At 69.3% G+C, this 23,176-nt stretch carries 21 protein-coding genes and 1 pseudogene; 11 read left to right on the top strand and 11 right to left on the bottom strand.

Annotated features, from left to right (window positions below):
- Nucleotides 1-113: 113 nt before the first annotated feature.
- From ETD85_RS03045 to ETD85_RS03060, 4 genes are read right to left on the bottom strand one after another with little or no spacing between them, the layout of a single operon-like run.
- Nucleotides 114-857, bottom strand: coding sequence for an ABC transporter ATP-binding protein (locus ETD85_RS03045; protein WP_138688031.1), 744 nt, complete (start codon nt 855-857; stop codon nt 114-116).
- Nucleotides 854-2,200, bottom strand: coding sequence for an efflux RND transporter periplasmic adaptor subunit (locus tag ETD85_RS03050; protein ID WP_170246472.1), 1,347 nt, complete (start codon nt 2,198-2,200; stop codon nt 854-856). Before ETD85_RS03050 ends, ETD85_RS03045 begins: the two co-directional genes overlap by 4 nt.
- Before the next feature lie 56 nt (nt 2,201-2,256).
- Complete coding sequence (proC, locus tag ETD85_RS03055; RefSeq protein ID WP_138688033.1) at nt 2,257-3,051, bottom strand: pyrroline-5-carboxylate reductase; 795 nt, start codon at nt 3,049-3,051, stop codon at nt 2,257-2,259.
- A gap of 34 nt (nt 3,052-3,085) precedes the next feature.
- Entirely contained in the window at nt 3,086-3,967 is an 882-nt protein-coding gene (locus ETD85_RS03060; RefSeq protein WP_138688034.1) for a proline dehydrogenase family protein, read from the bottom strand.
- A gap of 81 nt (nt 3,968-4,048) precedes the next feature.
- On the opposite strand from ETD85_RS03060, the gene ETD85_RS03065 reads away from it, so the two are divergent.
- The 7 genes and pseudogenes from ETD85_RS03065 to ETD85_RS03095 all read left to right on the top strand — a co-directional run bounded on the left by ETD85_RS03065 (nt 4,049) and on the right by ETD85_RS03095 (nt 12,354).
- Complete coding sequence (locus ETD85_RS03065) at nt 4,049-4,495, top strand: hypothetical protein (protein WP_240778845.1); 447 nt, start codon at nt 4,049-4,051, stop codon at nt 4,493-4,495.
- Nucleotides 4,496-4,877: 382 nt separating this feature from the next.
- Nucleotides 4,878-6,749, top strand: coding sequence for a molecular chaperone DnaK (gene dnaK, locus ETD85_RS03070; RefSeq protein WP_138688035.1), 1,872 nt, complete (start codon nt 4,878-4,880; stop codon nt 6,747-6,749).
- Nucleotides 6,749-7,342, top strand: coding sequence for a nucleotide exchange factor GrpE (grpE, locus tag ETD85_RS03075; RefSeq protein WP_138688036.1), 594 nt, complete (start codon nt 6,749-6,751; stop codon nt 7,340-7,342). Before dnaK ends, grpE begins: the two co-directional genes overlap by 1 nt.
- A gap of 21 nt (nt 7,343-7,363) precedes the next feature.
- Nucleotides 7,364-8,545 (top strand): molecular chaperone DnaJ, encoded by a 1,182-nt coding sequence (dnaJ, locus tag ETD85_RS03080; RefSeq protein WP_138688037.1) that lies wholly within the window; start codon nt 7,364-7,366, stop codon nt 8,543-8,545.
- Nucleotides 8,546-8,548: 3 nt separating this feature from the next.
- A pseudogene (locus ETD85_RS03085) lies at nt 8,549-8,872 on the top strand (heat shock protein transcriptional repressor HspR); the annotation flags it as partial.
- A gap of 33 nt (nt 8,873-8,905) precedes the next feature.
- Nucleotides 8,906-11,476, top strand: a complete 2,571-nt coding sequence (clpB, locus tag ETD85_RS03090) for an ATP-dependent chaperone ClpB (protein WP_138688038.1) — start codon at nt 8,906-8,908, stop codon at nt 11,474-11,476.
- A 215-nt stretch (nt 11,477-11,691) separates the two neighbouring features.
- Complete coding sequence (locus tag ETD85_RS03095) at nt 11,692-12,354, top strand: hypothetical protein (RefSeq protein ID WP_138688039.1); 663 nt, start codon at nt 11,692-11,694, stop codon at nt 12,352-12,354.
- A gap of 132 nt (nt 12,355-12,486) precedes the next feature.
- Here the strand turns inward: ETD85_RS03095 and ETD85_RS03100 are convergent, their stop codons facing one another.
- Nucleotides 12,487-13,017 carry a tetratricopeptide repeat protein gene (locus ETD85_RS03100; protein WP_240778848.1) on the bottom strand — a complete coding sequence of 177 codons (531 nt, stop codon included), beginning with the start codon at nt 13,015-13,017 and terminating at the stop codon, nt 12,487-12,489.
- A 172-nt stretch (nt 13,018-13,189) separates the two neighbouring features.
- Between ETD85_RS03100 and ETD85_RS03105 the strand changes: the two genes are divergently transcribed.
- Entirely contained in the window at nt 13,190-13,543 is a 354-nt protein-coding gene (locus ETD85_RS03105) for a hypothetical protein (protein ID WP_138688040.1), read from the top strand.
- On the opposite strand, the gene ETD85_RS03110 is transcribed toward ETD85_RS03105, so the two are convergent.
- The 4 genes from ETD85_RS03110 to ETD85_RS03125 all read right to left on the bottom strand — a co-directional run bounded on the left by ETD85_RS03110 (nt 13,529) and on the right by ETD85_RS03125 (nt 17,958).
- Entirely contained in the window at nt 13,529-14,095 is a 567-nt protein-coding gene (locus ETD85_RS03110; protein WP_138688041.1) for a TetR/AcrR family transcriptional regulator, read from the bottom strand. The two genes, ETD85_RS03105 and ETD85_RS03110, sit on opposite strands and share 15 nt — an antisense overlap.
- Nucleotides 14,096-14,217: 122 nt before the next feature.
- Nucleotides 14,218-15,942, bottom strand: a complete 1,725-nt coding sequence (locus tag ETD85_RS03115) for an SDR family oxidoreductase (protein WP_138688042.1) — start codon at nt 15,940-15,942, stop codon at nt 14,218-14,220.
- 45 nt (nt 15,943-15,987) lie between these two features.
- Nucleotides 15,988-17,061 (bottom strand): CapA family protein, encoded by a 1,074-nt coding sequence (locus ETD85_RS03120; RefSeq protein WP_138688043.1) that lies wholly within the window; start codon nt 17,059-17,061, stop codon nt 15,988-15,990.
- A gap of 60 nt (nt 17,062-17,121) precedes the next feature.
- The gene (locus ETD85_RS03125; RefSeq protein WP_138688044.1) at nt 17,122-17,958 is read right to left on the bottom strand and encodes a helix-turn-helix transcriptional regulator; all 837 of its coding nucleotides are present in this window, start codon (nt 17,956-17,958) and stop codon (nt 17,122-17,124) included.
- A 102-nt stretch (nt 17,959-18,060) separates the two neighbouring features.
- On the opposite strand from ETD85_RS03125, the gene ETD85_RS03130 reads away from it, so the two are divergent.
- Complete coding sequence (locus ETD85_RS03130; protein ID WP_138688045.1) at nt 18,061-19,485, top strand: MFS transporter; 1,425 nt, start codon at nt 18,061-18,063, stop codon at nt 19,483-19,485.
- 109 nt (nt 19,486-19,594) lie between these two features.
- The gene (locus tag ETD85_RS03135) at nt 19,595-21,040 is read left to right on the top strand and encodes a catalase (protein ID WP_138688046.1); all 1,446 of its coding nucleotides are present in this window, start codon (nt 19,595-19,597) and stop codon (nt 21,038-21,040) included.
- A 243-nt stretch (nt 21,041-21,283) separates the two neighbouring features.
- On the opposite strand, the gene ETD85_RS03140 is transcribed toward ETD85_RS03135, so the two are convergent.
- Together ETD85_RS03140 and ETD85_RS03145 are read right to left on the bottom strand one after the other, a co-directional pair.
- Entirely contained in the window at nt 21,284-21,538 is a 255-nt protein-coding gene (locus ETD85_RS03140; RefSeq protein ID WP_338087122.1) for a DUF397 domain-containing protein, read from the bottom strand.
- A gap of 24 nt (nt 21,539-21,562) precedes the next feature.
- Nucleotides 21,563-22,426 carry a helix-turn-helix domain-containing protein gene (locus ETD85_RS03145; RefSeq protein WP_138688048.1) on the bottom strand — a complete coding sequence of 288 codons (864 nt, stop codon included), beginning with the start codon at nt 22,424-22,426 and terminating at the stop codon, nt 21,563-21,565.
- A 366-nt stretch (nt 22,427-22,792) separates the two neighbouring features.
- On the opposite strand from ETD85_RS03145, the gene ETD85_RS62840 reads away from it, so the two are divergent.
- Nucleotides 22,793-22,948: a hypothetical protein gene (locus tag ETD85_RS62840; RefSeq protein ID WP_170246474.1), complete on the top strand. Its 156-nt coding sequence runs from the start codon at nt 22,793-22,795 to the stop codon at nt 22,946-22,948.
- The last annotated feature ends 228 nt before the right edge of the window (nt 22,949-23,176 follow it).

Below are 23,176 nucleotides of genomic sequence, written 5' to 3' on the forward strand. Positions count from 1 at the left end.
GGCTCGGTCGCCTCACGCCGCCGCCTTCCCCCGCTCTGGTCGCTCCGCTCCCGCCACTCCTCCAGACGACGCCACTCCCTCGCGCGTTCATGGCCTCCCTCCGGTCGGCGAGCTCATGTGGTGTCCCGTTCGATCAGGCCGTCGCGTACGTGGATCTGCCTTCTGGCGTGGGCCGCGATCTCCGGCTCGTGCGTGACCAGCACCACGGCCACCCCGCCGTCGGCGTTCAGCCGGTCGAGTATGGCCATGACCTCCGTCCCGTTGCCCGTGTCGAGGTTGCCCGTGGGCTCGTCGGCCAGCAGCACCTTGGGCTCCCCGACCAGCGCCCTGGCGATGGCCACGCGCTGCTGCTCCCCGCCGGACATCTGCGAGGGCCGGTGGTCCAGCCGGTGGCCGAGCCCCACGGACTCCAGCGCCTCGCGGGCCCTGTCGCGCCGCTCGGCCCTGCCGACACCCCGGTAGACCAGCGGCAGCGCCACGTTGTCCAGCGCCGACGTCCGGCCCAGCAGGTGGAAGGACTGGAAGACGAAGCCGATGGTCCGGTTCCGCAGCTCGGCCAGCTCGGTGTCGGACAGCCCGGACAGCTCGACCCCGTTGATCCTGAGCACGCCGGAGGTGGGCCGGTCGAGGCAGCCGAGCAGGTGCATCAGCGTGGACTTGCCGGACCCCGACGGGCCGATGACGGCGACGAACTCGCCCCTGGCGATCCGCAGCGACACCCCGCGCAGCGCCTCCACGGCCACGCCGTCGAGCTCGTAGCGCCTGACGACGTCCACCGCCTCGATGGCGGGCGGCGCCGCCCCCTCCGCCCGCCGCGCCGGGGGCTCGCTCTCCTGCGGGTTCCCGGGCGCGGTCATGGGAGACGCTGCCCCTGCCGTACGGAGTCCGCGCCCTTGACCACGATGCGCTCCCCCACGGACAGCCCGCTCAAGACCTCGACCACGGCGTCCCCCTGGGCCCCGAGCTTGACCACGCGCCGCTCGGCCACCCCGTTCCTGATCGCCCAGACCACGCTCTCGCGCCCGCTGGAGACGATCGCCGAGGCGGGGGCGGCGACGGCGGACGGCGACTCGCGCACGGTCAGCCGCGTGACCGCGCTCATGCCCGGCTTGGGCGTGGGCGCCCTGGAGCCGTCGTCGAACGTGCCCGGCCCCAGCCTGAGCCGCACCGGGTAGCTGACGCCGCCCGTGGTGCCCTCCATCGGGGTGACGCCGATGCCGGTGACGGCGGCGGTGTACGTCGCGCCGGGCACCGCGTCCAGCTCGACCTCCGCCTTGGCGCCCTTCTCGACCAGCAGCACGTCCGTCTCGTCCACGTCGGCGTCGAGGGTGAGCTCGGAGACGTCGGTGACGGTGACGATGGGGTCGCCAGCCGAGACGGGCACTCCGGTCGCGACCGGACTCCCGGCGGACGAGCCCGCGGAGGGCACGGACGGGAGCTGCCCGCCGCCGGGAAGCTGGCTGAGCAGGCTCTCGACGCCGCCGCCCGCGCCGCCGCCGCCCGAGGCCCGCCCGAACGTGACGACGCCGCTGAACGGCGCCTTGATCGTCAGGGAGTCGACCGTGCTCTTCGCCGCCTTGACCGCGGCCTTGGCCTGGGACTTCGAGGCGGCCTGCAGCGAGGCCATTGAGCTGGACAGGCCGCTGGTCACGCCGGACAGGATGCCGCTGATCGAGCGGTTGAGCTGGGTGGTGATCGAGGCCAGCGCCCGGGTCTGCGCGCGGTGCTGGGCCTGGGCGAGATCGATGGCGCTCAGGAGCTGCCTGCGCGCCTGGGCGTCCTTGACCTTCTTCGCCTCCTTGCGCGCCTTGGCGAAGTGGACGGCTACCTTGCGGTCGAACGCCCCAGTGTCGAGGGACGGCAGCGACACGCTGGGGGTGAAGCTCGCGGGCTCAGCCGTCTTGGACGCCTGACGGGCCTGTTTGAGCTGGTCCTGGGCCTGAGGTGAGCGGATCTTGGCGAGTGGCCGGCCCTTGCGTACGTGGTCGCCCTCGCGGACGTACAGCTTGGCGATCGTGCCCTGGGCGGGCGAGCGCAGGGTCGCGGAGGCACGCGCGCCGATCGTGGCGGGAGCCTCGACGACCTCGGTGACCGGCGCACGGGTGACGTCGCCCACCTGGACGCCGGGCTGCTCATCGGACGTGCAGCCGGTCAGTGCTAAAAGGACGAGCAGCGGGGCGGCCCCGCGACGGATCGTCACCCGACCCATCGTAGGAGCAGGGCAACCCGCCCACCCAAGCGACCGGTCAAGTCCGCTCAGCCGGAGGCGAGCTCGCGCCCCCGGTCGCGGGCGGCCTCGATGGCGGCCAGGAACGCGGCGCGCACGCTGTGCCGCTCCAGCTCCGCGATGGCCGCGATCGTGGTGCCGCCGGGCGAGGTGACGGCCTCGCGCAGGATCACCGGGTGCTCGCCGGAGTCGCGCAGCATCACCGCCGCCCCCACGATCGACTGGGTGACCATGTCGAGCGCGGCGGCCCGCGGCATGCCGAGCAGGATGCCCGCGTCGACCATGGCCTCGACCAGGTAGAAGAAGTAGGCGGGGCCGCTGCCGGACAGCGCGGTGGCGGCGTCCTGCTGGGACTCGGGGATGCGCAGCACCTTGCCGACCGGCTTGAGCAGGCCCTCGGTGAGCTTGAGGTGGTCCTCGCCCGCGTGGGCGCCCGCCGAGATCACGCTCATGGCCTCGTCGAACCTGATCGGCGTGTTGGACATCACCCTGACCACCGGCACGTCCACCCCCAGCCGCTGCTCCACGAACGACGTCGTGATGCCGGCCGCGGCGGTGATCACCAGGCGGTCGGCGGGCACATAGGGGGCGATCTCGGCCAGCAGCGTGGCCATGTCCTGCGGCTTGACGGCCAGGACCAGCGTGTCGGCGGTCTTGGCCGCCTCCGAGTTGGAGACCGTGCGCACGCCGTAGGTCTCGCGCAACGCCTGCGCCCGCTCGGCCCTGCGCGTGGTCGCCATGATGTCGCCCGGCTTGAACCCGGCCCGCAGCAGCCCCGACAGCAGGGCCTCGCCCATCTTGCCGGTGCCCAGAATCGCGATCATTTCGGCTCCTCGGTAGTTCCTGGAAGCCTATCGGCTAGCCTCGCGACACCAGTGACCTGAGGAAGAAGGCCAGGTTGCGGGGGCGTTCGGCCAGGCGGCGCATGAGGTAGGCGTACCAGTCGGCGCCGTAGGGGACGTAGACGCGCACCTTGGCGCCCAGCCCGGCCAGGCGGGTCTGCTCGCCGGGGCGCACGCCGTAGAGCATCTGGTATTCGAAGCCGGCCACGTCGCGCCCGGCGAGCACGGCGAGCGTCGAGGCGATGCGCACCAGCCGGGGGTCGTGCGTGGCCACCATGGGGTAGCCGGTGCCCTCCATGAGGGCTTTGAGGCACCGTACGAAGGACAGGTCGATGTCGGCGGTCGAGGTGTAGGCGCCGGGGGCGGTGTAGGCCCCCTTGCAGAGGCGTACGCGGGCGCCGCCGAGCTTCTGGCAGCGCTCCAGCGCCTCCGGCAGGTACGCCTGGACCACCACCCCCACGTCGGCATGCTCCTTGCGCAGGGTGGCGTGCACGGCGTGCAGCCCGGGGATCGTGTCGTGCTCCTCCGCGTCGAGCGTCACCGTGATGGCCTTGGACTCGGCGGCCTGGCAGATGACGGCGGCGTGGTCGAGCGCGAGCTGCTCCGACAGCCTCAGCCCGAGCGCGGTGAGCTTGACCGACACGTCGGCGCCCGCTGGCAGCCGGTCGAGCAGCGACAGGTATTCGCCGACGGCGCGCTGGGCCTGCGCCCTGTCGGCCACCTCCTCACCGAGGTGGTCGACGGAGACGAGCAGGCCGTTTCGGGTCAGCCGGTCGACGACGGCGCCGATGTCGTCGGCGACGTAGCGTCTGACCACGTCCGCGGTCAGTGGCGAGCTGGTGACGAGCCGCTCGGCGCGTCGGCTCTTGGAGATGGCGAGCAGGGCCTGACGGAGCACGTGGACCACACTAACCGCCCACCTCATCGGCATAGCGCTGAACCAGGGACCCGCGTGATTCGTCCTATTGGTATGCGGACAATGACAGCGACTCTCATGGCCGGATGTCTGGTGCTCGCGACGAGTTGCGGCGCCGCCCCGCCCGCCGAGCGGGTCGCCGCCTCGACGCCCGACAAGCCGCCGGTCGTGGCGAACCCGGTCACCACCGCTCCCACCAAGAGCCCCGAGCCGGTCAAGCCGACGGGCGACGCCATCAACGTGCACAAGGTCCGGTGGACCAAGGCCACGCCCGTCTCGAAGAACAAGAAGGTCAAGCTCACCTGGTGGTCGGGCGTCGCGCCCTGCACGGTCCTGGACAGGGTCAAGGTGAAGGAGACCGCCAAGCGGGTCACCATCACCCTGTACGAGGGCACCGGGCCCAAGGCCGCGAACGTCGCCTGCATCATGATCGCGGTCGAGAAGACCACGACGGTCAAGCTCAAGAAGGCACTCGGCACGCGGAAGATCGTGGACGGCGCCAAACCGTGACCTGTCCAACATCGGACACCCCTGATGACAACCGATCGTTTTGTTGCGATACATCGATCAGGCGTCGAGGGTGACGCGGCGTCTCCAGGGGGCCCATGAGACCGCTTGATCCCGCCTGCCATCACCCCGTGAGCTGAGCCATCTCCCTGGCGGACCCCGGTACGCGCCCACCGTGCCGGGGTCCGCGCATGTCCGAGGAACCCTCTGGGCTTTTGTCCCGTTGCGCAGAGTGTGCGGTCTCATGCCCTGTTCCAGCCCGCTCGGCGGGAATGCTTTCGCGCTCATCGAGGTTGAGTCGGGTAGGCTCAAGTCGTTTGACAAAGACGACACACATCCGTAGCTTGAGTCCACCAGACTCAACTTTGACTACAAGGACGTACTCATGGCACGTGCGGTAGGTATCGACCTTGGGACGACCAACTCCGTCGTCTCGATCCTCGAGGGCGGTGAGCCCACCGTCATCGCCAACGCGCAGGGCTCGCGGACCACGCCGTCCGTGGTCGCCTTCGCGAAGAATGGCGAGGTCCTGGTGGGTGAGGTCGCCAAGCGGCAGGCCGTCACCAACGTGGACCGGACGATCCGCTCGGTCAAGCGGGAGATGGGCACCAACTGGTCCCAGGAGATCGACGGCAAGAAGTTCTCGCCGCAGCAGATCAGCGCCTTCGTGCTGCAGAAGCTGAAGCAGGACGCCGAGGCGTACCTGGGCGAGAAGATCACCGACGCGGTGGTCACCGTCCCGGCCTACTTCAACGACGCTCAGCGCCAGGCCACCAAGGAGGCCGGCACGGTCGCGGGCCTCAACGTGCTGCGCATCATCAACGAGCCGACCGCGGCGGCCCTCGCCTACGGGCTCGACAAGGAGCAGGACCAGACCATCCTGGTCTTCGACCTCGGTGGCGGCACCTTCGACGTGTCGCTGCTCGACGTCGGCCAGGAGGACGGCCACGGCTTCGTCGAGGTCAAGGCCACCTCCGGTGACAACCACCTCGGCGGCGACGACTGGGACCAGCGCGTCGTGGACGAGCTCGTCAAGCGCTTCCAGAACGCGCACGGCGTCGACCTGGCCAAGGACAAGATGGCACTCCAGCGCCTTCGCGAGGCGGCGGAGAAGGCCAAGATCGAGCTGTCCAGCCAGTCCGAGACCAACATCAACCTGCCCTACATCACGGCGTCGTCCGAGGGCCCGCTGCACCTCGACGAGAAGCTGACGCGCTCCGAGTTCCAGCGGCTGACGGCCGACCTGCTCGAGCGGACCAAGGGCCCGTTCCACCAGGTCATCAAGGACGCCGGCATCAAGGTCGCCGACATCGCCCACGTGGTGCTGGTCGGCGGCTCGACCCGGATGCCCGCCGTCTCCGAGCTCGTCAAGGAGCTGACCGGCGGCAAGGAGCCCAACAAGGGCGTCAACCCCGACGAGGTCGTCGCCATCGGCGCGGCCCTGCAGGCGGGCGTGCTCAAGGGTGAGGTCAAGGACGTCCTGCTGCTCGACGTGACCCCGCTGTCGCTGGGCATCGAGACCAAGGGCGGCATCTTTACCAAGATCATCGAGCGCAACACGACGATCCCGACCAAGCGCTCCGAGGTCTTCACCACGGCCGAGGACAACCAGCCGTCGGTGCAGATCCAGGTCTACCAGGGTGAGCGCGAGATCGCCTCCTACAACAAGAAGCTGGCGACCTTCGAGCTGACCGGCATCGCGCCGGCGCCGCGCGGCATCCCGCAGATCGAGGTCACCTTCGACATCGACGCCAACGGCATCGTCAACGTCTCCGCCAAGGACCTGGGCACGGGCAAGGAGCAGACGATGACGATCACCGGCGGCTCCGCGCTGCCGAAGGACGACATCGAGCGGATGATGCGCGAGGCCGAGTCGTACGCCGAGGACGACAAGAAGCGCCGCGAGGAGGCCGAGGTCCGCAACAACGCGGACGGGCTCGCCTACCAGACGGAGAAGTTCCTCCGCGAGAACGACGACAAGGTCCCCGGCGACATCAAGTCCGAGGTCAACGACGCCCTGGCCGAGCTGAAGAAGGCTCTGGAGGGCACCGACACCGACGTCATCCGCACCTCGGCCGAGAAGCTCGCCACGGTCAGCCAGAAGATGGGCTCGGCGATCTACGCGCAGAGCCAGGCCCAGCAGGGCGGCGAGGGCGCCGCTCCGCAGGACGCCGCCGACGGCCAGGACCAGAAGGCCGACGACGACGTGGTCGAGGCCGAGATCGTCGACGAAGACCAGCCGAAGAAGGACAAGTGATGCCGCCGAGTGAAAACGGGCACGACGAGCCGGTGATCCGCGACAACCGCAAGATCGACCCGGAGACGGGGCAGGTACGCGGCGCCTCGGGCGTCCAGCAGGAGGCGCCCGCCGAGGCGCCCCAGGCCCAGGACGGCGAGCTGGCGGCCCAGCTCGCCGAGCGGACGGCCGACCTGCAGCGTCTCCAGGCGGAGTACACCAACTACCGCCGCAGGGTCGAGCGCGACCGGGCCGCGGTTCGCGAGCAGTCCGTCGCGGGTGCGCTGGTCGAGCTACTGCCCGTGCTCGACGACATCGGCAGGGCCCGCGACCACGGCGAGCTGACCGGCGGCTTCGCGAAGGTGGCAGAGTCACTGGAGGCGGCGCTCACGAAGCTGGGCCTCAGCGCCTTCGGCCAGAAGGGCGACCCGTTCGACCCGACGGTCCACGAGGCCCTGATGCACAGCTACTCGCCCGAGGTGACCGAGCCGACCGCGATCGAGGTGCTGCAGCCTGGATACCGGCTGGGTGACCGGGTGCTGCGCCCCGCGCGGGTGGCCGTTGCCGAGCCCGAGGACGCTCCTCCCGCGTCCAATGACGACGACGACAACTAACACGAGGACGAAGGGCCGCAGATGAGCACCAAGGACTACCTGGAAAAGGACTACTACGCCGTCCTTGGTGTGCCCAAGACCGCCACCGCCGACGAGATCAAGAAGGCCTACCGGAAGCTGGCCAGGCAGTACCACCCGGACACCAACCAGGGCGACTCGGCCAAGGAGACCAAGTTCAAGGAAGTCTCCGAGGCCTACGACGTCCTGTCCGACAGCAAGCGCCGCAAGGAATATGACGAGGCGCGCACGCTGTTCGGGTCCGGGGTGGGCGGCCAGCGGCCCGGCGGTGGCGGTTTCCCGTTCGACTTCGGCGACCTGTTCGGCGGCACCGGTCAGCAGAGCCAGACCAGCGGTGCGGGCGAGCGGCTCGGCGACCTGTTTGGGGGGCTGTTCAACCGGGGCGGCGGCGGCTCTGCCCGTACGACCAGCGCGACCAGGCCGAGGCGTGGCCAGGACATCGAGTCCGAGGTCTCGCTGTCGTTCACGGAAGCGGTCGAGGGCACGACGGTGTCGCTCAGGCTGACCAGCTCGGCCGCCTGCGCGGCGTGCACGGGCACCGGCGCCAAGGCGGGCACGACCCCGAGGGTCTGTCCCACCTGCGAGGGCACCGGCGCGGCCAGCCGCAACCTGGGCAACTTCGCCTTCTCCGAGCCCTGCCGCGACTGCAAGGGCCGCGGGCTGATCGTGGACGTCCCCTGCCCCGTGTGCGACGGCAGCGGCCGGGCCAAGAGCACCCGCACCATCCAGGCGCGCATCCCCGCGGGGGTGGCCGACGGCCAGCGGGTCAAGCTGAAGGCCAAGGGCGCGCCGGGCGAGAACGGCGGGCCGGCGGGCGACCTCTACATCCAGACGAACGTCAAGTCGCACGCCGTGTTCGGCAGGTTGGGCGACAACCTGACGATCACCGTGCCCGTGACGTTCACGGAGGCCGCGCTGGGCGCGGAGATCAAGGTGCCGATCCTCAAGGGGCTGCCGGTCACGCTGCGCATCCCCGCGGGCACGCCCAACGGGCGCACGTTCCGCGTGCGCGGCAGGGGCGTCACCCGCAAAGACGGCACCAAGGGCGACCTGCTCGCCACTGTCGAGGTGGTCGTGCCCAAGACGCTTGACGACAAGTCACGCGAGCTTCTCACGGAGTTCAACACCGCGATCGCGGGTGAGGACCCGCGCGCTGATCTCATTCAGCGAGCCAGAAGCGAGTAGGCGATGGACGCCAACTATTTCGACCTGTCAGACGACACGCCTGTCTATGTGATCTCGGTGGCCGCGCAGCTGTCAGGGCTCCACCCGCAGACGCTACGGCAGTACGACCGGCTCGGCCTGGTGAGTCCTGGGCGCACGGCCGGCCGCGGCCGCCTCTACTCGACACGCGACATCATCCAGCTCCGCGAGGTGCAGCGGCTCTCCCAGGAGGAGGGCATCAACCTCGCGGGCATCAAGCGGATTCTCGAGCTCGAGAACGAAGCTCTGCGGCTGCGCGAGGAGGTTCACCGCCTGCGCGCGGAGATGCGGATGGTGCGCGCGCTGATCCGCTACGAGCTGCCACCGGGGGCCTAGAAGACCATGGACTACAAGCTCACCCAGAAGAGCCAGGAAGCGCTCTCCGGGGCCATGCGGCGTGCCGCCGCCGACGGCAACCCGGAGATCTCCCCGGCCCACCTGCTGACCACGTTGCTCTCCCAGACGGGCGGCACCGCCGTCCCGCTGCTCGAAGCCGTCGGCGCCGACTGGCGCACGCTGCGGGCGCGGGCGGAGGAGCAGCTCGCGGCGCTGCCGAAGGCCCAGGGCTCGACGGTGGGGGCGCCGTCGAGCTCGCGCCAGCTCCTGACGGTGATGAACACCGCGGCCCAGCACGCCAACCGCCTCGAAGACCTCTACGTCTCCACCGAGCACCTGCTGGTCGGCCTGGCCGCCGACGGCGGTCCGGTGGCCGAGCTGCTCAGGTCCCAGGGCGCGGCGCCGCAGGCGCTGCTCGACGCGTTCGAGAAAGTACGCGGCCACGCCCGCGTCACCAGCGAGACCCCTGAGGACACCTACCAGGCGCTGGAGAAGTACGGCGTCGACCTGACCGAGCGGGCCCGCGGCGGCAAGCTCGACCCGGTCATCGGCCGCGACTCCGAGATCCGCCGCGTGGTCCAGGTGCTCAGCCGCCGCACCAAGAACAACCCGGTGCTGATCGGCGAGCCCGGCGTCGGCAAGACGGCCGTCGTCGAGGGCCTGGCCCAGCGCATCGTGGCCGGCGACGTGCCCGAGTCGCTGCGCAACAAGCGGCTGATCTCGCTCGACCTGGGCGCGATGGTGGCGGGCGCGAAATACCGCGGCGAGTTCGAGGAGCGGCTCAAGGCCGTGCTCTCCGAGATCAAGGAGAGCAACGGGCAGATCGTGACGTTCATCGACGAGCTGCACACGGTCGTCGGCGCGGGGGCCGCCGAGGGCGCGATGGACGCGGGCAACATGCTCAAGCCGATGCTGGCCCGCGGCGAGCTGCGCATGATCGGCGCGACCACGCTCGACGAATACCGCGAGCGCATCGAGAAGGACCCGGCGCTGGAGCGGCGCTTCCAGCAGGTCTACGTGGGCGAGCCCACGGTCGAGGACACGATCGCGATCCTGCGCGGGCTGAAGGGCCGCTACGAGGCCCACCACCAGGTGCAGATCGCCGACAGCGCGCTGGTGGCCGCCGCGGCGCTGTCCGACCGCTACATCACCAACCGCTTCCTCCCCGACAAGGCCATCGACCTGGTCGACGAGGCCGCCTCGCGGCTGCGCATGGAGATCGACTCCCGTCCCGTGGAGATCGACCAGCTCCAGCGCAACGTCGACCGGATGAAGATGGAGGAGCTGGCCCTGTCGAAGGAGACCGACGAGGCCTCCGTCCAGCGGCTCGAACGCCTCCGCCAGGAGCTGGCCGACCGACAGGAGGAGCTCAACGCCCTCGTCGGCCGCTGGGAGCACGAGAAGGCCGGGCTCAACAAGGTCGGCGAGCTGAAGAAGCAGCTCGACGAGGCCAGGAGCGCCGCCGAGCGGGCCCAGCGCGACGGCGACTTCGAGGCCGCGTCCAGGCTCATGTACGCCGAGGTGCCCCGGCTGGAGCAGGCGCTGAAGGCCGCCTCCGACGCCGCGCCGCCGGACAACGCCATGGTCAAGGAGGAGGTCGGGGCCGACGACATCGCCGAGGTGATCTCGTCGTGGACCGGCATCCCCGCAGGGCGGCTCCTTGAGGCTGAGACGGCCAAACTGCTGCGGATGGAGGAGGAGCTGGGCAAGCGCCTCATCGGCCAGCAGCAGGCCGTACAGGCCGTTTCCGACGCCGTACGCCGCAGCCGGGCCGGCATCGCCGACCCGGACCGGCCGACGGGCTCGTTCCTGTTCCTCGGCCCGACTGGTGTGGGCAAGACCGAGCTGGCCAAGGCGCTGGCGGAGTTCCTGTTCGACGACGAGCGGGCGATGACCCGCATCGACATGAGCGAATACTCCGAGAAGCACAGCGTGGCCAGGCTCGTCGGGGCGCCTCCCGGCTACATCGGCTACGAGGAGGGCGGCCAGCTCACCGAGGCCGTCAGGCGGCGCCCGTACACCGTGGTGCTGCTCGACGAGGTCGAGAAGGCCCACCCCGAGGTGTTCGACATCCTGCTGCAGGTGCTCGACGACGGGCGGCTGACCGACGGCCAGGGCCGCACGGTCGACTTCCGCAACACGATCCTGATCCTGACCTCCAACATCGGCTCGCAGTTCCTCGTCGATCCCAAGCTGGAGAACGGCGCCAAGCGCGAGGCGGTCATGGGGGCGGTGCGCAGCTCGTTCAAGCCGGAGTTCCTCAACCGCCTCGACGACGTGATCCTCTTCGACGCGCTCGGCTCGGAGGAGCTGGCACGCATCGTGGATCTCCAGGTCGATCGCCTGGGACAGCGCCTGGCCGACCGCAGGCTGCGGCTGGAGGTCACGCCGGCGGCCCGCGAGTGGCTGGCCCTGACGGGCTACGACCCGCTGTACGGCGCCCGCCCGCTGCGCCGCCTGGTCCAGTCCGCCATCGGCGACAAGCTGGCCAAGGCCGTGCTGTCGGGAGACGTCGTGGACGGCGACGAGGTCCGCGTGGAGCTCGGCGACGACGAGCTGCTCGTCCAGCGGGGTTAGACCCCCGGCCGAAGCCCGGAGATCCGGCCGATCTCCGGGCTTCGGCGTGTCATGGCAGGGTCATCCGGCCGCCTGCTTGGTAAGGTTCGGTCCTCTCTTCGGACAAGCCGCGCTCCCCCGGCCTTCGGCATGACTACGTTCAGCGTTCGTCAGATCACCGAAATCGTTCAGGGGGACGTGAAGTGGCATCTCGGAAGATCCGAAGCATCCTTGCGGTGGCCACTCTGACCGCCGGCGTCAGCTGGCTGACCGCAGGACCCTCGATGGCGGACGCCTGCGCGAACTCCGAGCCCGCCCTGCTGTCGACCTCCTCGTTCGCGGCGTACTGCGACGAGCAGACCAGGGTCCGCATCAACGACGGCGGCAACGCCAGCAGCAGGATGGTCACCGAGGAGAGCAACAAGATGGCCATGGCCGCCGGGAGCCTCGCCAGGCAGCTCGGCCTGACCGGCCTGGCGACCGGGAAGTCCGCGTTGGGCACCGCCGACCTCGGCGGGATCGCGGCCACCTGGGGCATGCCCTCACTGTCCTCCGGCGCGCCCGCGCTGTTCCCCGCGGTGCCCGGCCTGATCGGGATGGAGGACCTGGCGACCATGGCCGGCATCCCGGCGCTGCCCGCCCTGCCACAGCGTCCGCTGCAGTCCAAGGCGCCCGGCAAGAAGTCGCTGCCCCCGGGCCCCCACGACAACCGCATCGCCGGCACCGGCATCCAGTCGCCGCTGGACCTCCAGGAGCCGGTCTACGAGGTCGGGGCAGACGTCATCGGCGTGCTGCTGCCGAAGGCCGTGGAGAGCGTCGAGGGCACCTCGATGCTGCCCGGCGGGCAGCCCGTGGTGGACGGCTTCACCGGCCTGGCCCAGGGCCTCGGCCTGCGCTGAGCCGCGCGGTCCTTGGCAGGGGCCGGCCCAGGCCACCTCGCCCGGGCGCGGAATGTGCCTGCCGCGCCCGGCTCCCATGACCGAAGGGGCCGCGGCCGCCGACCGCGGCCCCTTCGCGTTACGACCGTGCCGTCAGGAGACGAGCTCGTCGAGCTCGTCTTCCGGCAGGCCGAGGTCGACCCTGATGCGGTAGCGCGTGCGTAGCGCCGCGCCGTGCTCGGGGTCGCTCTCGTCGGAGCCCAGCGCCGCCTGGGTGGCCCATTCGAGCCCCCCTTGAAGATCGCCATAGGCGACCAGCGTCTCGGCGATCGTGTGAGCGGTCGCCGTGGAGACGCCGCCCTCCGCGCGTATCGTCTCGATGACCTCCCTAGCCTCATCGGGTCTGTCGAGCTCGAAGAGCGTGTCGGCGATGCCGGCACGCGGGTCGAAACCCGCCTCGCCACCGTCCTCTACCGCGCGCTGGAAACACTCCATAGCGCGCGCGGGTTGACCCGCCGCTCGCCACTCCTCAGCGGCGAGAACCAGGATGGACGCCCTGGAGACGTCGCCCGACGAATAGCCGAGCGCGACGTCGTATAGCCGACCGGCCAGGGAACTGTGGTCGTCGGCCAGTAGGGCCTGCTCAAGCAGACGATCAAGGTGCTCACGGGTCACATACGCCACACCGCGAGACTACCGAGCAACCCGGGCTTTTGCCCGGTCAATGCACATCGCCGGTCACTTACAAATTCGGCAACGCGTCGTCAAAGCATGGTTACGCAGAGCGTGTCCACGCAGCTCATCGGGCATATACAGCTCGCTTTGCGTCCACGCGAGCGAAGGGGCTGTCATGGGCATGTCCAAGCAGATGACCTTCACCCTGGCCTGTGCCGTCGTGCTCTCGGCCCTCGTTCCCGGATTGGCCGGCTTTTTCTCCGCCCGATTGGAAGCCATCGAATCCGCGGAACGCAACCTCCGAGCACTGGAGACCAGGCTGCATGTTCGCCAGGCCAGGGACGCCCGCCCGGTCTCCTTCCCCGCGCCCTGCCTGCGCACTCCCACCACGCCGCGGTTCCAGCAGGTGCCCGCCACCGCGCTGGGCGAGCAGGAGGAGGACAAGGTCTGGGTCCGCGACGTGCCGGCGTGGCTGTCCGGCCTGCTGGCCGAGGTCGCGGACGTCGGCGGGAGCGGCCCGCTAGACGTGCGGTGACCAGGACTTGAGCTGCCGCGACAGGAAGCCGCGGATCAGGTGCTTGGCCGCCTCGATGATCTCGGGCGAGCCGTTCGGGTCGCGGCGGAAGGCCAGCTTGAGCACCGAGTCACCCGCCTCCACCGCCACCAGCACGGCCACGTCCAGTTCGGGGCTGTCGGCCAGCCCGAACTCCTTGAGCAGCAGCCCGCGCAGCCGCCCCGCGATCACCGTGTTGTTGTCGGAGTCGGAGTCGAGCAGGTTGAGGTCCACCGCGTCGCCGAAGTGCAGGCTCTTGAAGCCGGCGACGGTCCTGTGCATGTCGACGTACTCGTCGATGATCGCGTCGACCGCCTCCCACCAGCCGCGGTAGTCCTGCTCCAGGAACCTGCGATCGACCCGGCGCACGAACTCCTCGACGTTGCGCCGGGTGAGCTCCTGGGTGATGGCACGTTTGTCAGGGAAGAACTGATAGACCGATCCGATCGCGACCCCCGCCCGCTCGGCGATGCGGGTGGTGGACAGCGACTCGTATCCGAGCTCGTCGAGCAGTACGGCGCAGGCGTCGAGCATCCGCTCGACGCGACGCGCGCTGCGGCGCTGTGCGGGCTGCCGCCTGAGGGCTTTGGGCTGTGAGCAATCATCATCCATTTGCGGCGAAGACACGTATTCATCTTCTCCTGTACGGGCGATCGTTACCTGGCAATTTGTGAATTTCTCCGGGATCCGCTCAAGCGGGCCAGTCCACGCATCGCGCGCGGCGAAATCCGGGACAGGGCATAACCGATTCTGGCCTCCAGGTTGATCGGCACGACCGCCTGATTCCGGTGCACCGCGCGGAGAATGTGCGCGGCCACCCGCTCGGGGGGATAGCCGCGCCGCGCCAGCCCCCGCACGGCCTGGTCCCGCAGGTCGGCCCCCACGTACGTGGTGTTGCCCGCGATCGGCGTGGAGATGAAGCCCGGGCAGACGGCGCTGACCCCGATGCCGTGCCCGGCCAGCTCGGCCCTGAGGCAGTCGCTGAGCATCTTCACCGCCGCCTTCGAGGTCGAGTAAGCGGGCAGCAGCCGCGACGGCGCGAACGCCGCCAGCGAGGCGATGTTGACGATGTGGCCGCCCTCGCCGCGCTCCACCATGGCGGCGCCGAACAGGCGGCAGCCGTGGATGACGCCCCACAGATTGACGTCGATGATCCTTCGCCAGTCGTCAACCGTATGATCGAAGAAGGACCCCGCGACGGCGATCCCGGCATTATTAACCACAATGTCCGGCACGCCATATTCGGAGATGATATTTCGCGAAAAAGCCTCCATCTGATCAATATTCGCGACATCGACCTGCACGGCATGCGCCGTACCTCCGAGATCCTTCGCGATGGCGCGGGCGGCCCGCGCGGCGGCGTCGGCGTCGATGTCCGCGCACACCACCTCGGCCCCATGCGCCGCGAACGCCCGGGCCGTCGCCAGCCCGATCCCCGATCCCGCTCCCGTGACCACCACCAGCCGGTCAGCGAACATCCCGCCTCCTCCTCCCGCCCGCGCCCGCCGCAGCGCCCTGGCGGGCGCGGCTCCGTCCACGTGCGCGGCGAACTCGCCCACCATCCCGGCGACGACCTCGGGACGGCTCCGATGGATCCAGTGCCCGGCCGCGACCTTCCGATGCCACAGCCTGCGCACCCACTGCCCGGCCGAGGCCAGCGTCGCGCCCGACACGAACGCGTCGCGGCTGGACTCGATGACCTGCACGGGCACGTCCACGCGCGGATCGCTCCCGTCGCCCCGCAGCGCGCCCCGCATGTTCCGCCGGTAGAGCCAGAGCCCGTTGCGCCCGTCCTGGACCAGCGTGTCGGCCGGATGCCCCGGCCTCGGGCCGAGACCGTCGCCGCGCCGCAGGGTGCGGCCGACGGCCCTGGGCATGACCGTGCCCCAGGCCAGCTCGGGCGCCACCGGGATCAGGAAGGCGCCGATGTACCAGGCCCTGGCGAGCTGCGCGGCGACGTCGCGGCGCCGGCCGTGCCGGGCGAAGTGCGCGAGCTGCCGCAGCCCCGGCCCGCCGAGGCTGGTGAACGAGGCCAGGCGGGCACGCGTCTCCGGCCGCGCCACGGCCTCCCAGCCCTGCAGCGACCCCCAGTCGTGCCCGACGAGGTGGACGCGGGGCTCGCCGACGGAGTCGAGCACGGCGGACAGGTCGCCGATCAGCCGGTCGAAGTCGTAGGCGCGCCGGTCGCGCGGAGCGCTCGACCGGCCGGCCCCCCGCACGTCGTACCGCACCACGTGGAAGCGGTCGCGCAGCAGCGCGGCCACCTCGTCCCACACCCGGTGGGTGTCCGGGTAGCCGTGCAGCAGCAGGATCGTCGGGCGGGCGGGGTCGCCCTCCTCGAAGACCGCCAGCCGTACGTCACCGGACTCCACCCAGCGCATCGCGGAACCCCCTGTTGGACACGTAATCCAACAAGGATAGATCGCTCAGGGTCGCGCGGCCAGCCCCGCGCAGGAGCGCAGCGCCTTCCAGTCGGCCACCGCCTGGGTCCTGGCCGTGCCCGTCATCGCGATCGGCACGCCGCCCTGGATGGTGGCCGGGGTCCAGCGGTCCTTCAGCACCTTCCGCCCGTTGATCGTCAGCGTCAGCACACCGGTCCTGCCCGTCGTCCCCGGGGTGGAGTTGTAGAAGACGAAGTTGCCCATGCCGTAGTTGACGTAGGCGTTGCCGAGATATCCGGACCCGAGCAGGATGTGCGCGTGCCCGCCGACCACCACGTCGGCCCCCGCCTTGACCAGCTTGGGAGCCAGCGAGAGCTGCGCCTCGTTCGGGCACTTCTGCATCTCGGTGCCCCAGTGCAGGTGCACGATGACGGTGTCGGAGGTCTTACGGGCCTGCCGTACGGCCCTGATCAGCGCGGGCTCGTCCTTGGCCGAGGCCAGGCCGCCCTTGTCCGCCGTGGCCGTCCACGACTGGATGAACTCCGCGTCGAGCACCTGCGTGGCCCCGATGATCGCCACCCGGTTCCCGTTCACCGTCTTCCTGAACGGCTTGTACGCCTCCGCCGCGTTCTTCCCGATCCCGACCACGGGGAACTTGCTGCGCTTGATCGCCGCCAGCGAGTCGGCCAGCCCGCTGTCCATGTAGTCCATGCCGTGGTTGTTCGCCATCGACACCACGTCCACCCCGGCGCTCTTGAGCGCGGTGAACGCGGTCGGCGGCGCCCTGAACGTGAACTGCTTGCCCGGCGCCGGCGTCCCCGCCGTCGTGATGGCCGTCTCCAGGTTGATCATCGATAAGTCCGACGCGCGCAGCACGCTCGCGATGGGTCCGAGCGCCGTGCGCGGGTTCGCGAGCCGGCCCCGCAGCATGCCCTCGAAGTGCACGTCCCCGCCGAAGGAGATCGTGTACGGCCGCCGCTCGGGCGTCGGCTTCCCCGTCGGGGTGCCGGCCGCCTGCTGGTCCACCTGCTTGCTCTGCGGCTGCCGCTCCGGTGCCGGCGAGCACGCCGCGAGCGCGGCGACCACAGCCAGCAACGGGAGGGCAAGGGGGAGTCTCATCTGCCGCCACTTCCGCTCGAATCCTTACTTTCAGGGATCGAGCATGCCATGCAGGGCGGATTACCGCGCAGTCTCCCCGTTCCGCAGCAATTTGGTCATAGCGCCCCAAGTCTGATCGTCCGCCGGCGTGTAGACGATCAGCCGGATCTCCGGCGCGGCCATGAGACTGGTGCTGCTGAAGCGCAGCACCCCCATCTCCACGTGCTGGTACGACTTCGTCCTCGGCCCCGGATCGGCCACGTCCTGCCTGGCCCAGAGCTGGGCGAACTCGGCGCTCTCCCTGCTCAGCCTGCGCACGAAGTCCTGCCAGCAGGGGTCGTCGGCGTGCCGGGCGTAGGCGCCCCTGAAGATGGCCACCGCCCTGGCCAGATCCTGCTCGCGATCCAGCAGCCGCGCCGTGGGGTGCGGGTCGGTGCACACGTGCCAGAGGGAGTTCCGCTCCCCCTCCGGCGCGCCGACCAACTCGGGGAAGAGCAGGGCGTAGACGGGGTTCCAGGCCAGGATGTCGTAGCGGCTGTTGGAGACGCAGGCCGGCATGTCGCCGAGCCGGTCGAGTATCGCCCGCATCTCCGGCGTCACCTGGCCGGTGTCCGCGTCGAGCGGGACCTGCACGTGCCCGGCCAGCCGGTAGAGGTGCTGCCGCTCGGCGCTGTCCAGCCGGAGCGTGCGGGCGATCGCGTCGAGCACCTGCGTGCTGGCGTTGATCGGGCGGCCCTGCTCCAGCCACGTGTACCAGGTCACGCCCACGCCCGCGAGCTGGGCGACCTCCTCGCGCCGCAGGCCGGGGGTGCGCCTGCGCAGTCCTGGCGCGAGCTCGACCATCTCCGGGGTGATCCGCTCGCGGCGGGTGCGCAGGAAGGCCGACAGGTCGGCTCGCCTTGCTTCTGCCACGGTCATTTCTCCACTTTGGTGGACATCGCGGCATTTATCCAGTTACCGCCAGTACTAGGATAAATGGGCTCTCGTTACTGGTACTGGATCGGCAGCAGACTGATCAGCATGTCGCAAACTGCCGCCTTCACCTCTCCTGCGCACACGAAGCCGCAGAAGACCAAGGCCAGCGGGCTGCTCCTGGCGATCATCCTCGTGGGGCAGTTCCTGGCGATCCTGAACGTCAACATCGTCAACGTGGCCACCCCGACCATCGAGTCCGACCTGCACTCCTCGGGGGCCGGGCTGCAGATGATCGTCGCCGGCTACACCATCGTCTACGCCGTCCTGTTGATCACGGGAGCCAGGATCGGCGATCTCTTCGGCTATCGCAACGCGTTTCTCGGCGGGCTGGCGGTGTTCACCGTCACCACGCTCGGCGCCGGGCTGGCCCCCACGACGGGCTGGCTGGTGGCCTTCCGCCTGCTCCAGGGCGCCGGGGCGGCGCTGATGATGCCGCAGGTGCTCACCTTGATCCAGCACAACTACCAGGGCGCGGCCCGAGGCAGGGCGATGGGCCTGTGGTCGTTGGTGATCAGCGGCGGCATCGTGGTCGGCCAGGCGTTCGGCGGGATCCTGCTGGGGTTCGGCGCGGGGTGGAGACTGGTCTTCCTGGTGCTGGTCCCGGTCGGCGCGCTGCTGCTGGCGGCCGGGCTCCGCGTGCTGCCCGCCGACGGTGGCGGCGGGAAGGCGGGGCTCGACCCGTGGGGCCTGGTGAGCCTGTCCGTGGCCGTGCTCTTGCTGGTCGTGCCGATGGTGCTCGGACGCGATCTCGGCTGGCCGCTGTGGGGCTGGGTGTCGATGGGGCTGAGCGTGGTGACGTTCGTGGCGTTCGTCCGCATCGAGCGGTGGGTGACGGCACGCGGCGGGCGTCCCCTCGTCGACGCACGCGTGCTGCGCGCGCCGGGCATGCGGCCCGGACTGGCGATCCTGCTGTTCGGCCCGGCGACCTGGGGCGCGTTCCTGTTCACCTCGGCCCTGCACCTCCAGGGCGATCTGCACCTGACGCCGCTCGGCTCCGGCCTGATGCTGGTGCCGTGCGCGCTGGCCTTCGGTCTCGTCGGGCTGTTCTGGCCGCGCCTGCCGATCGGGCTGCAGCGCCCGCTGGTGCCCGTCGGCTACGTGGTGGCCGCGCCCGCCTATCTCGGGCTCGGGCTCGCCGCCGGCGGCGGGCTCCCCTACGCCGCCATGAGCGCTCTCGTCGGCGCCGGGCTCGGGGTGCAGGTCGCGGTGACGAACATGGCGACCGAGCAGGTGGACGGCGCCTTCGCGGCGGACGCGAGCGGCGCGCTGCTCACCGTGATGCAGCTCGGCCAGGTCATCGGCGTCTCGACGGTCGGAACGCTGTTCATCACGCTGAGCCAGGGTCACGGCGCGACCGCGTCCGATCCGTCCGCCTCCCTGTGGGCCTCCATCGCGATGGCCGGTCTGGCGGTGCTCGCCGGGCTGAGCTCCATCTTCCTCGTACGGAGCCGCGTACCGGCCCGAGCTTAAGTTTCACGGCTCGTTTACCTGAATCATTCAGGTTTGGTGCATACGTCGGGACTCATGGGGAACGGGCTTAGGCCCGAGCTGCCGAAGACGATTTCCGGAGGATCTCGATATGACGACCAGGCCCATCTCCACCGACGACGCCGGCCTCGCCGCGCCGAGCGACGAGCACTCGCTCTCCGTCGGTCCGAATGGCCCGCTGCTCCTGCAGGATCACTACCTGATCCAGAAGATGGCGCACTTCAACAGGGAGCGCGTCCCCGAGCGCGTCGTGCATGCCAAGGGCGGCGGCGCCCACGGCATCCTGCAGATCACGGAGGACGTCAGCCAGTTCACCAAGGCCGGCCTGTTCCAGAAGGGCAAGGAGACGCCGCTCTTCCTGCGCTTCTCGACGGTCGCGGGCGAGCTCGGCAGCGCCGACACCGCCCGCGACCCGCGCGGATTCGCGATCAAGTTCTACACCGAAGAAGGCAATTACGACCTCGTCGGCAACAACACGCCGATCTTCTTCATCCGCGACCCGTCGAAGTTCTCCGACTTCATCCACAGCCAGAAGCGCCGGGCGGACACCCACCTGCGGGACAACAACATGCAGTGGGACTTCTGGACGCTGTCGCCCGAGTCGGCGCACCAGGTCACGTTCCTGATGACGGACCGTGGCATCCCGGCGTCCTGGCGGAACATGCACGGCTTCGGCTCGCACACGTTCCTCTGGTACAACGCGGCGGGCGCGAAGTTCTGGGTGAAGTACCACTTCAGGACCGAGCAGGGGATCAGGAACTACACGGGCGACGAAGCCGCCGCCCTGCTGGTCGATCCCGACCACCACATCCGCGACCTGCACACGGCCATCGCGGCCGGCGACCATCCGTCATGGAAGGTCAACGTGCAGATCATGCCGTTCGAGGCGGCGGCCGACTACCGGTTCAACCCGTTCGACCTGACCAAGGTGTGGCCGCACAGCGACTACCCCGAGATCACGATCGGCAGGTTCGTGCTCAACAGGAACCCCGAGAACTACTTCACGGAGGTGGAGCAGGCGAGCTTCGAGCCGTCGAACATGGTGCCCGGCATCGGCGCCTCGCCCGACAAGATGCTCCAGGGCCGCCTGTTCTCCTACCCGGACACGCACAGGTACCGGATCGGGCCCAACTACCTGCAGCTCCCGATCAACCAGCCGCGCAACGCCGTCAACAGCTACAACTTCGACGGCCCGATGGCGTTCAGGAGCTCGCAGGACCCGGTCTACGCCCCCAACTCGGTCAACGGCCCGGCCGCCGACCCGTCGCTGTACGAGGGCGAGGGCTACCACGTCACCGGCGAGCTGCTCCGCTCGGCCTACGCCAAGCACGCCGAGGACGACGACTACGTGCAGCCGCGCGCCCTGTGGGAGAACGTGCTGTCCGAGACGGACCGCGCCCACCTGGTGAGCAACGTCGTGGGCCACGCCTCGGCCCCCGAGGTCACGGCTGACATGAAGAAGCGGGTCGTGGAGTACTGGACCAACATCCACAAGGACCTCGGCCAGGGCGTCGCCCGGGGACTGGGCCTGTCATAGTCGCCCGGGGGCTGGGCCTGTCATAGTCGCCCGGGGACTGGGCGCCAGGCCCCGTCCGGTGTCGCGGGAATCTCGGGGCCGGTGTGGGCCGTGTGAGGCTTGATCACCTGGGCGGTCAATGTGCCATGATGTGCAGGTCTTCTGTGCTCAAGTTCGCAGGTGAGCCGGAGTGCGCGGAGGCGTGCCAACGCCTCGTCCCGAACGGCCCTGAAGGTTGTGTCACCAACTTGCCAGGGCCGTTCTTTATGCGCCGGCCCCTAGCGTGGCCACATCGAACTCGCCGTCACGGACACCGGCGGTGAAAGCTGCCCACTCGGACGGGGTGAAGACCAGGACGGGCCCGTCCTGCTCCTTGCTGTCCCGAACCGCGACATTCCCATCGGCCAAAGGAGCGACCTCGATGCAGGCGTCTGCTCCATTGCAGAAGGTGCTCTTCCGCCAAGCCGTGTTCGTGAGATGGTTGTGCATTATCTCCCCAAATAGAGAAAGGGGCTCCATTGCCCCTTGTTGAGGTGTGCTGGCCTAGCGGCGCCACAGCATGGCTTTGCGCTGGATGAGCACGCGCGACTCGTCCTCGTCCAACGCCTCCGACCTGATGTGGCCGAATGCTGCCTCGTATCCCGCCACTCGCTCGAGATCCTCGACAAAATTAGCGGTGTAGAGCTGCTCCAGGTAAACGACGTCGTCGAAGTCCCTGAACTTCAGATGAATGAAGGCACTCGTGTTCACCGGATGGAGTGCGTCCAGCGTGAGGACGTGAATATTGACGTGCGGCATCAGGGATATCTCAAGGAGATGCTCCATCTGCTCGCGCATCACCGAAGGCTCCCCGAAACGGCGGGTCAGCGCCGACTCATCCAGCACGACCGTGAGCGCGCAGGGATGGGGCCGGTGCAGGACGCGTCGCTGCCTGTCGAGGCGGGCCTCGACGCGGCTCCGGACACCGCTGTGCGTAATGCGCGCGATGCCGCGAGAAGCCAGGATCACTTCCCGCGCGTAGTCCTCGGTTTGCAGGAGACCGGGCACGATCTGTGGTTCCCACGATCGCTGTGAGGTCGCCTCCGCCTCGAGCCCGAGGAATCTTGTGTACTCCTCCGGCAGTGCGTCCTCGTAATCCTCCCACCACCCCCGCTGTTCCGCATCCCGGAGCAGGCCGAAGAGTTCGTCAAGTTTCTCTCCGTCGACGCGGTAGAGCTTCCCCATGGCTTTGATGTCGTCGGCGCTGGGCATGGTCTTGGCCGCCTCGATGCGGCTGACCTTGCTCGCGGACCAGCCGAGCTCCCTGGCCGCCTTTGCCCCGGTGAGCTTGCCGCGCTCCCGGAGAAGGCGCAGCTCCTGGCCGAGCCGGAGCCTGCGAACTGTCGGACTGCCCTGCTGCGTTGGCACCGTCCACTCTCCTTGTCGGGAATGAAGGTGTAGCCGGAAGGAATCGTTTGAGGCCCGGCTTCGTGGGCCGTTCTCCTAATCTTACACTGCAAGTTGCATGTGTAGTGCCGCTCGGCCTTGCCAGAAGGCTTTCACGGAGAGAGCGTAGGAGCAAGACAAGCTCCACGAGGTTGCCGAGGCCAAGCCGGGTTTTCCGGGCTATGGCGCAGACCCGCAGGCCATGACACATCTCGTGCAAGTTGCACGGCAAGGAAACAAGCAAGCTGCGAAGAAAGTTAAATCTTCCCTTGCTCAAAGTATTGCAGCGACGCAGGCCTGGAGAGACGATCGTCCCAGGAGGGATCTCGAGTGATGAGGAGGCCGCGCATGACGACACGGCCGTACACACCGGGCCTTCCGCTCACGTTCGCGCGCCATCATGCCGATCCGCACGAGGGCCGCATCGCCGGCAACGTCGCCGTCCCGGAAACGCACATCCACCCCAGGGAGGCCGCTTGCCGGAAGGATTACTCAATCGTCTGAAGAACCCAGCGATCATCCGCTCATTCGAGCACGAAAAAAGCCGGGCCGAGGCTGATCACCAGTTCGCCGCAAATGGGCTGCCACCCTGCGGCGAGACCGGTCACCAGCCGTCGGACCGGTCAAGAAGCCACCTCTGAAAATGCCGCGAAAGGGGTCTTCTATGTACTCACAAGGTACCAAGGGACTCAGCCGAATCAAGTCCCGGATCCGGGAACTCATCGCACTGGC

This window comes from Nonomuraea zeae (genome assembly GCF_005889725.1).
Lineage (GTDB): Bacteria > Actinomycetota > Actinomycetes > Streptosporangiales > Streptosporangiaceae > Nonomuraea > Nonomuraea zeae.

Excerpts from the sequence above, each read along its gene's own strand:
- ETD85_RS03045 (WP_138688031.1), bottom strand. The coding sequence starts at position 857 with ATGACCGCGCCCGGGAACCCGCAGGAGAGCGAGCCCCCGGCGCGGCGG.
- proC (WP_138688033.1), bottom strand. The coding sequence starts at position 3,051 with ATGATCGCGATTCTGGGCACCGGCAAGATGGGCGAGGCCCTGCTGTCG.
- ETD85_RS03065 (WP_240778845.1), top strand. The coding sequence starts at position 4,049 with ATGACAGCGACTCTCATGGCCGGATGTCTGGTGCTCGCGACGAGTTGC.
- dnaK (WP_138688035.1), top strand. The coding sequence starts at position 4,878 with ATGGCACGTGCGGTAGGTATCGACCTTGGGACGACCAACTCCGTCGTC.
- grpE (WP_138688036.1), top strand. The coding sequence starts at position 6,749 with ATGCCGCCGAGTGAAAACGGGCACGACGAGCCGGTGATCCGCGACAAC.
- dnaJ (WP_138688037.1), top strand. The coding sequence starts at position 7,364 with ATGAGCACCAAGGACTACCTGGAAAAGGACTACTACGCCGTCCTTGGT.
- clpB (WP_138688038.1), top strand. The coding sequence starts at position 8,906 with ATGGACTACAAGCTCACCCAGAAGAGCCAGGAAGCGCTCTCCGGGGCC.
- ETD85_RS03105 (WP_138688040.1), top strand. The coding sequence starts at position 13,190 with ATGTCCAAGCAGATGACCTTCACCCTGGCCTGTGCCGTCGTGCTCTCG.
- ETD85_RS03110 (WP_138688041.1), bottom strand. The coding sequence starts at position 14,095 with ATGCTCGACGCCTGCGCCGTACTGCTCGACGAGCTCGGATACGAGTCG.
- ETD85_RS03115 (WP_138688042.1), bottom strand. The coding sequence starts at position 15,942 with ATGCGCTGGGTGGAGTCCGGTGACGTACGGCTGGCGGTCTTCGAGGAG.
- ETD85_RS03120 (WP_138688043.1), bottom strand. The coding sequence starts at position 17,061 with ATGAGACTCCCCCTTGCCCTCCCGTTGCTGGCTGTGGTCGCCGCGCTC.
- ETD85_RS03125 (WP_138688044.1), bottom strand. The coding sequence starts at position 17,958 with ATGACCGTGGCAGAAGCAAGGCGAGCCGACCTGTCGGCCTTCCTGCGC.
- ETD85_RS03130 (WP_138688045.1), top strand. The coding sequence starts at position 18,061 with ATGTCGCAAACTGCCGCCTTCACCTCTCCTGCGCACACGAAGCCGCAG.
- ETD85_RS03135 (WP_138688046.1), top strand. The coding sequence starts at position 19,595 with ATGACGACCAGGCCCATCTCCACCGACGACGCCGGCCTCGCCGCGCCG.
- ETD85_RS03140 (WP_338087122.1), bottom strand. The coding sequence starts at position 21,538 with ATGGAGCCCCTTTCTCTATTTGGGGAGATAATGCACAACCATCTCACG.
- ETD85_RS62840 (WP_170246474.1), top strand. The coding sequence starts at position 22,793 with ATGACGACACGGCCGTACACACCGGGCCTTCCGCTCACGTTCGCGCGC.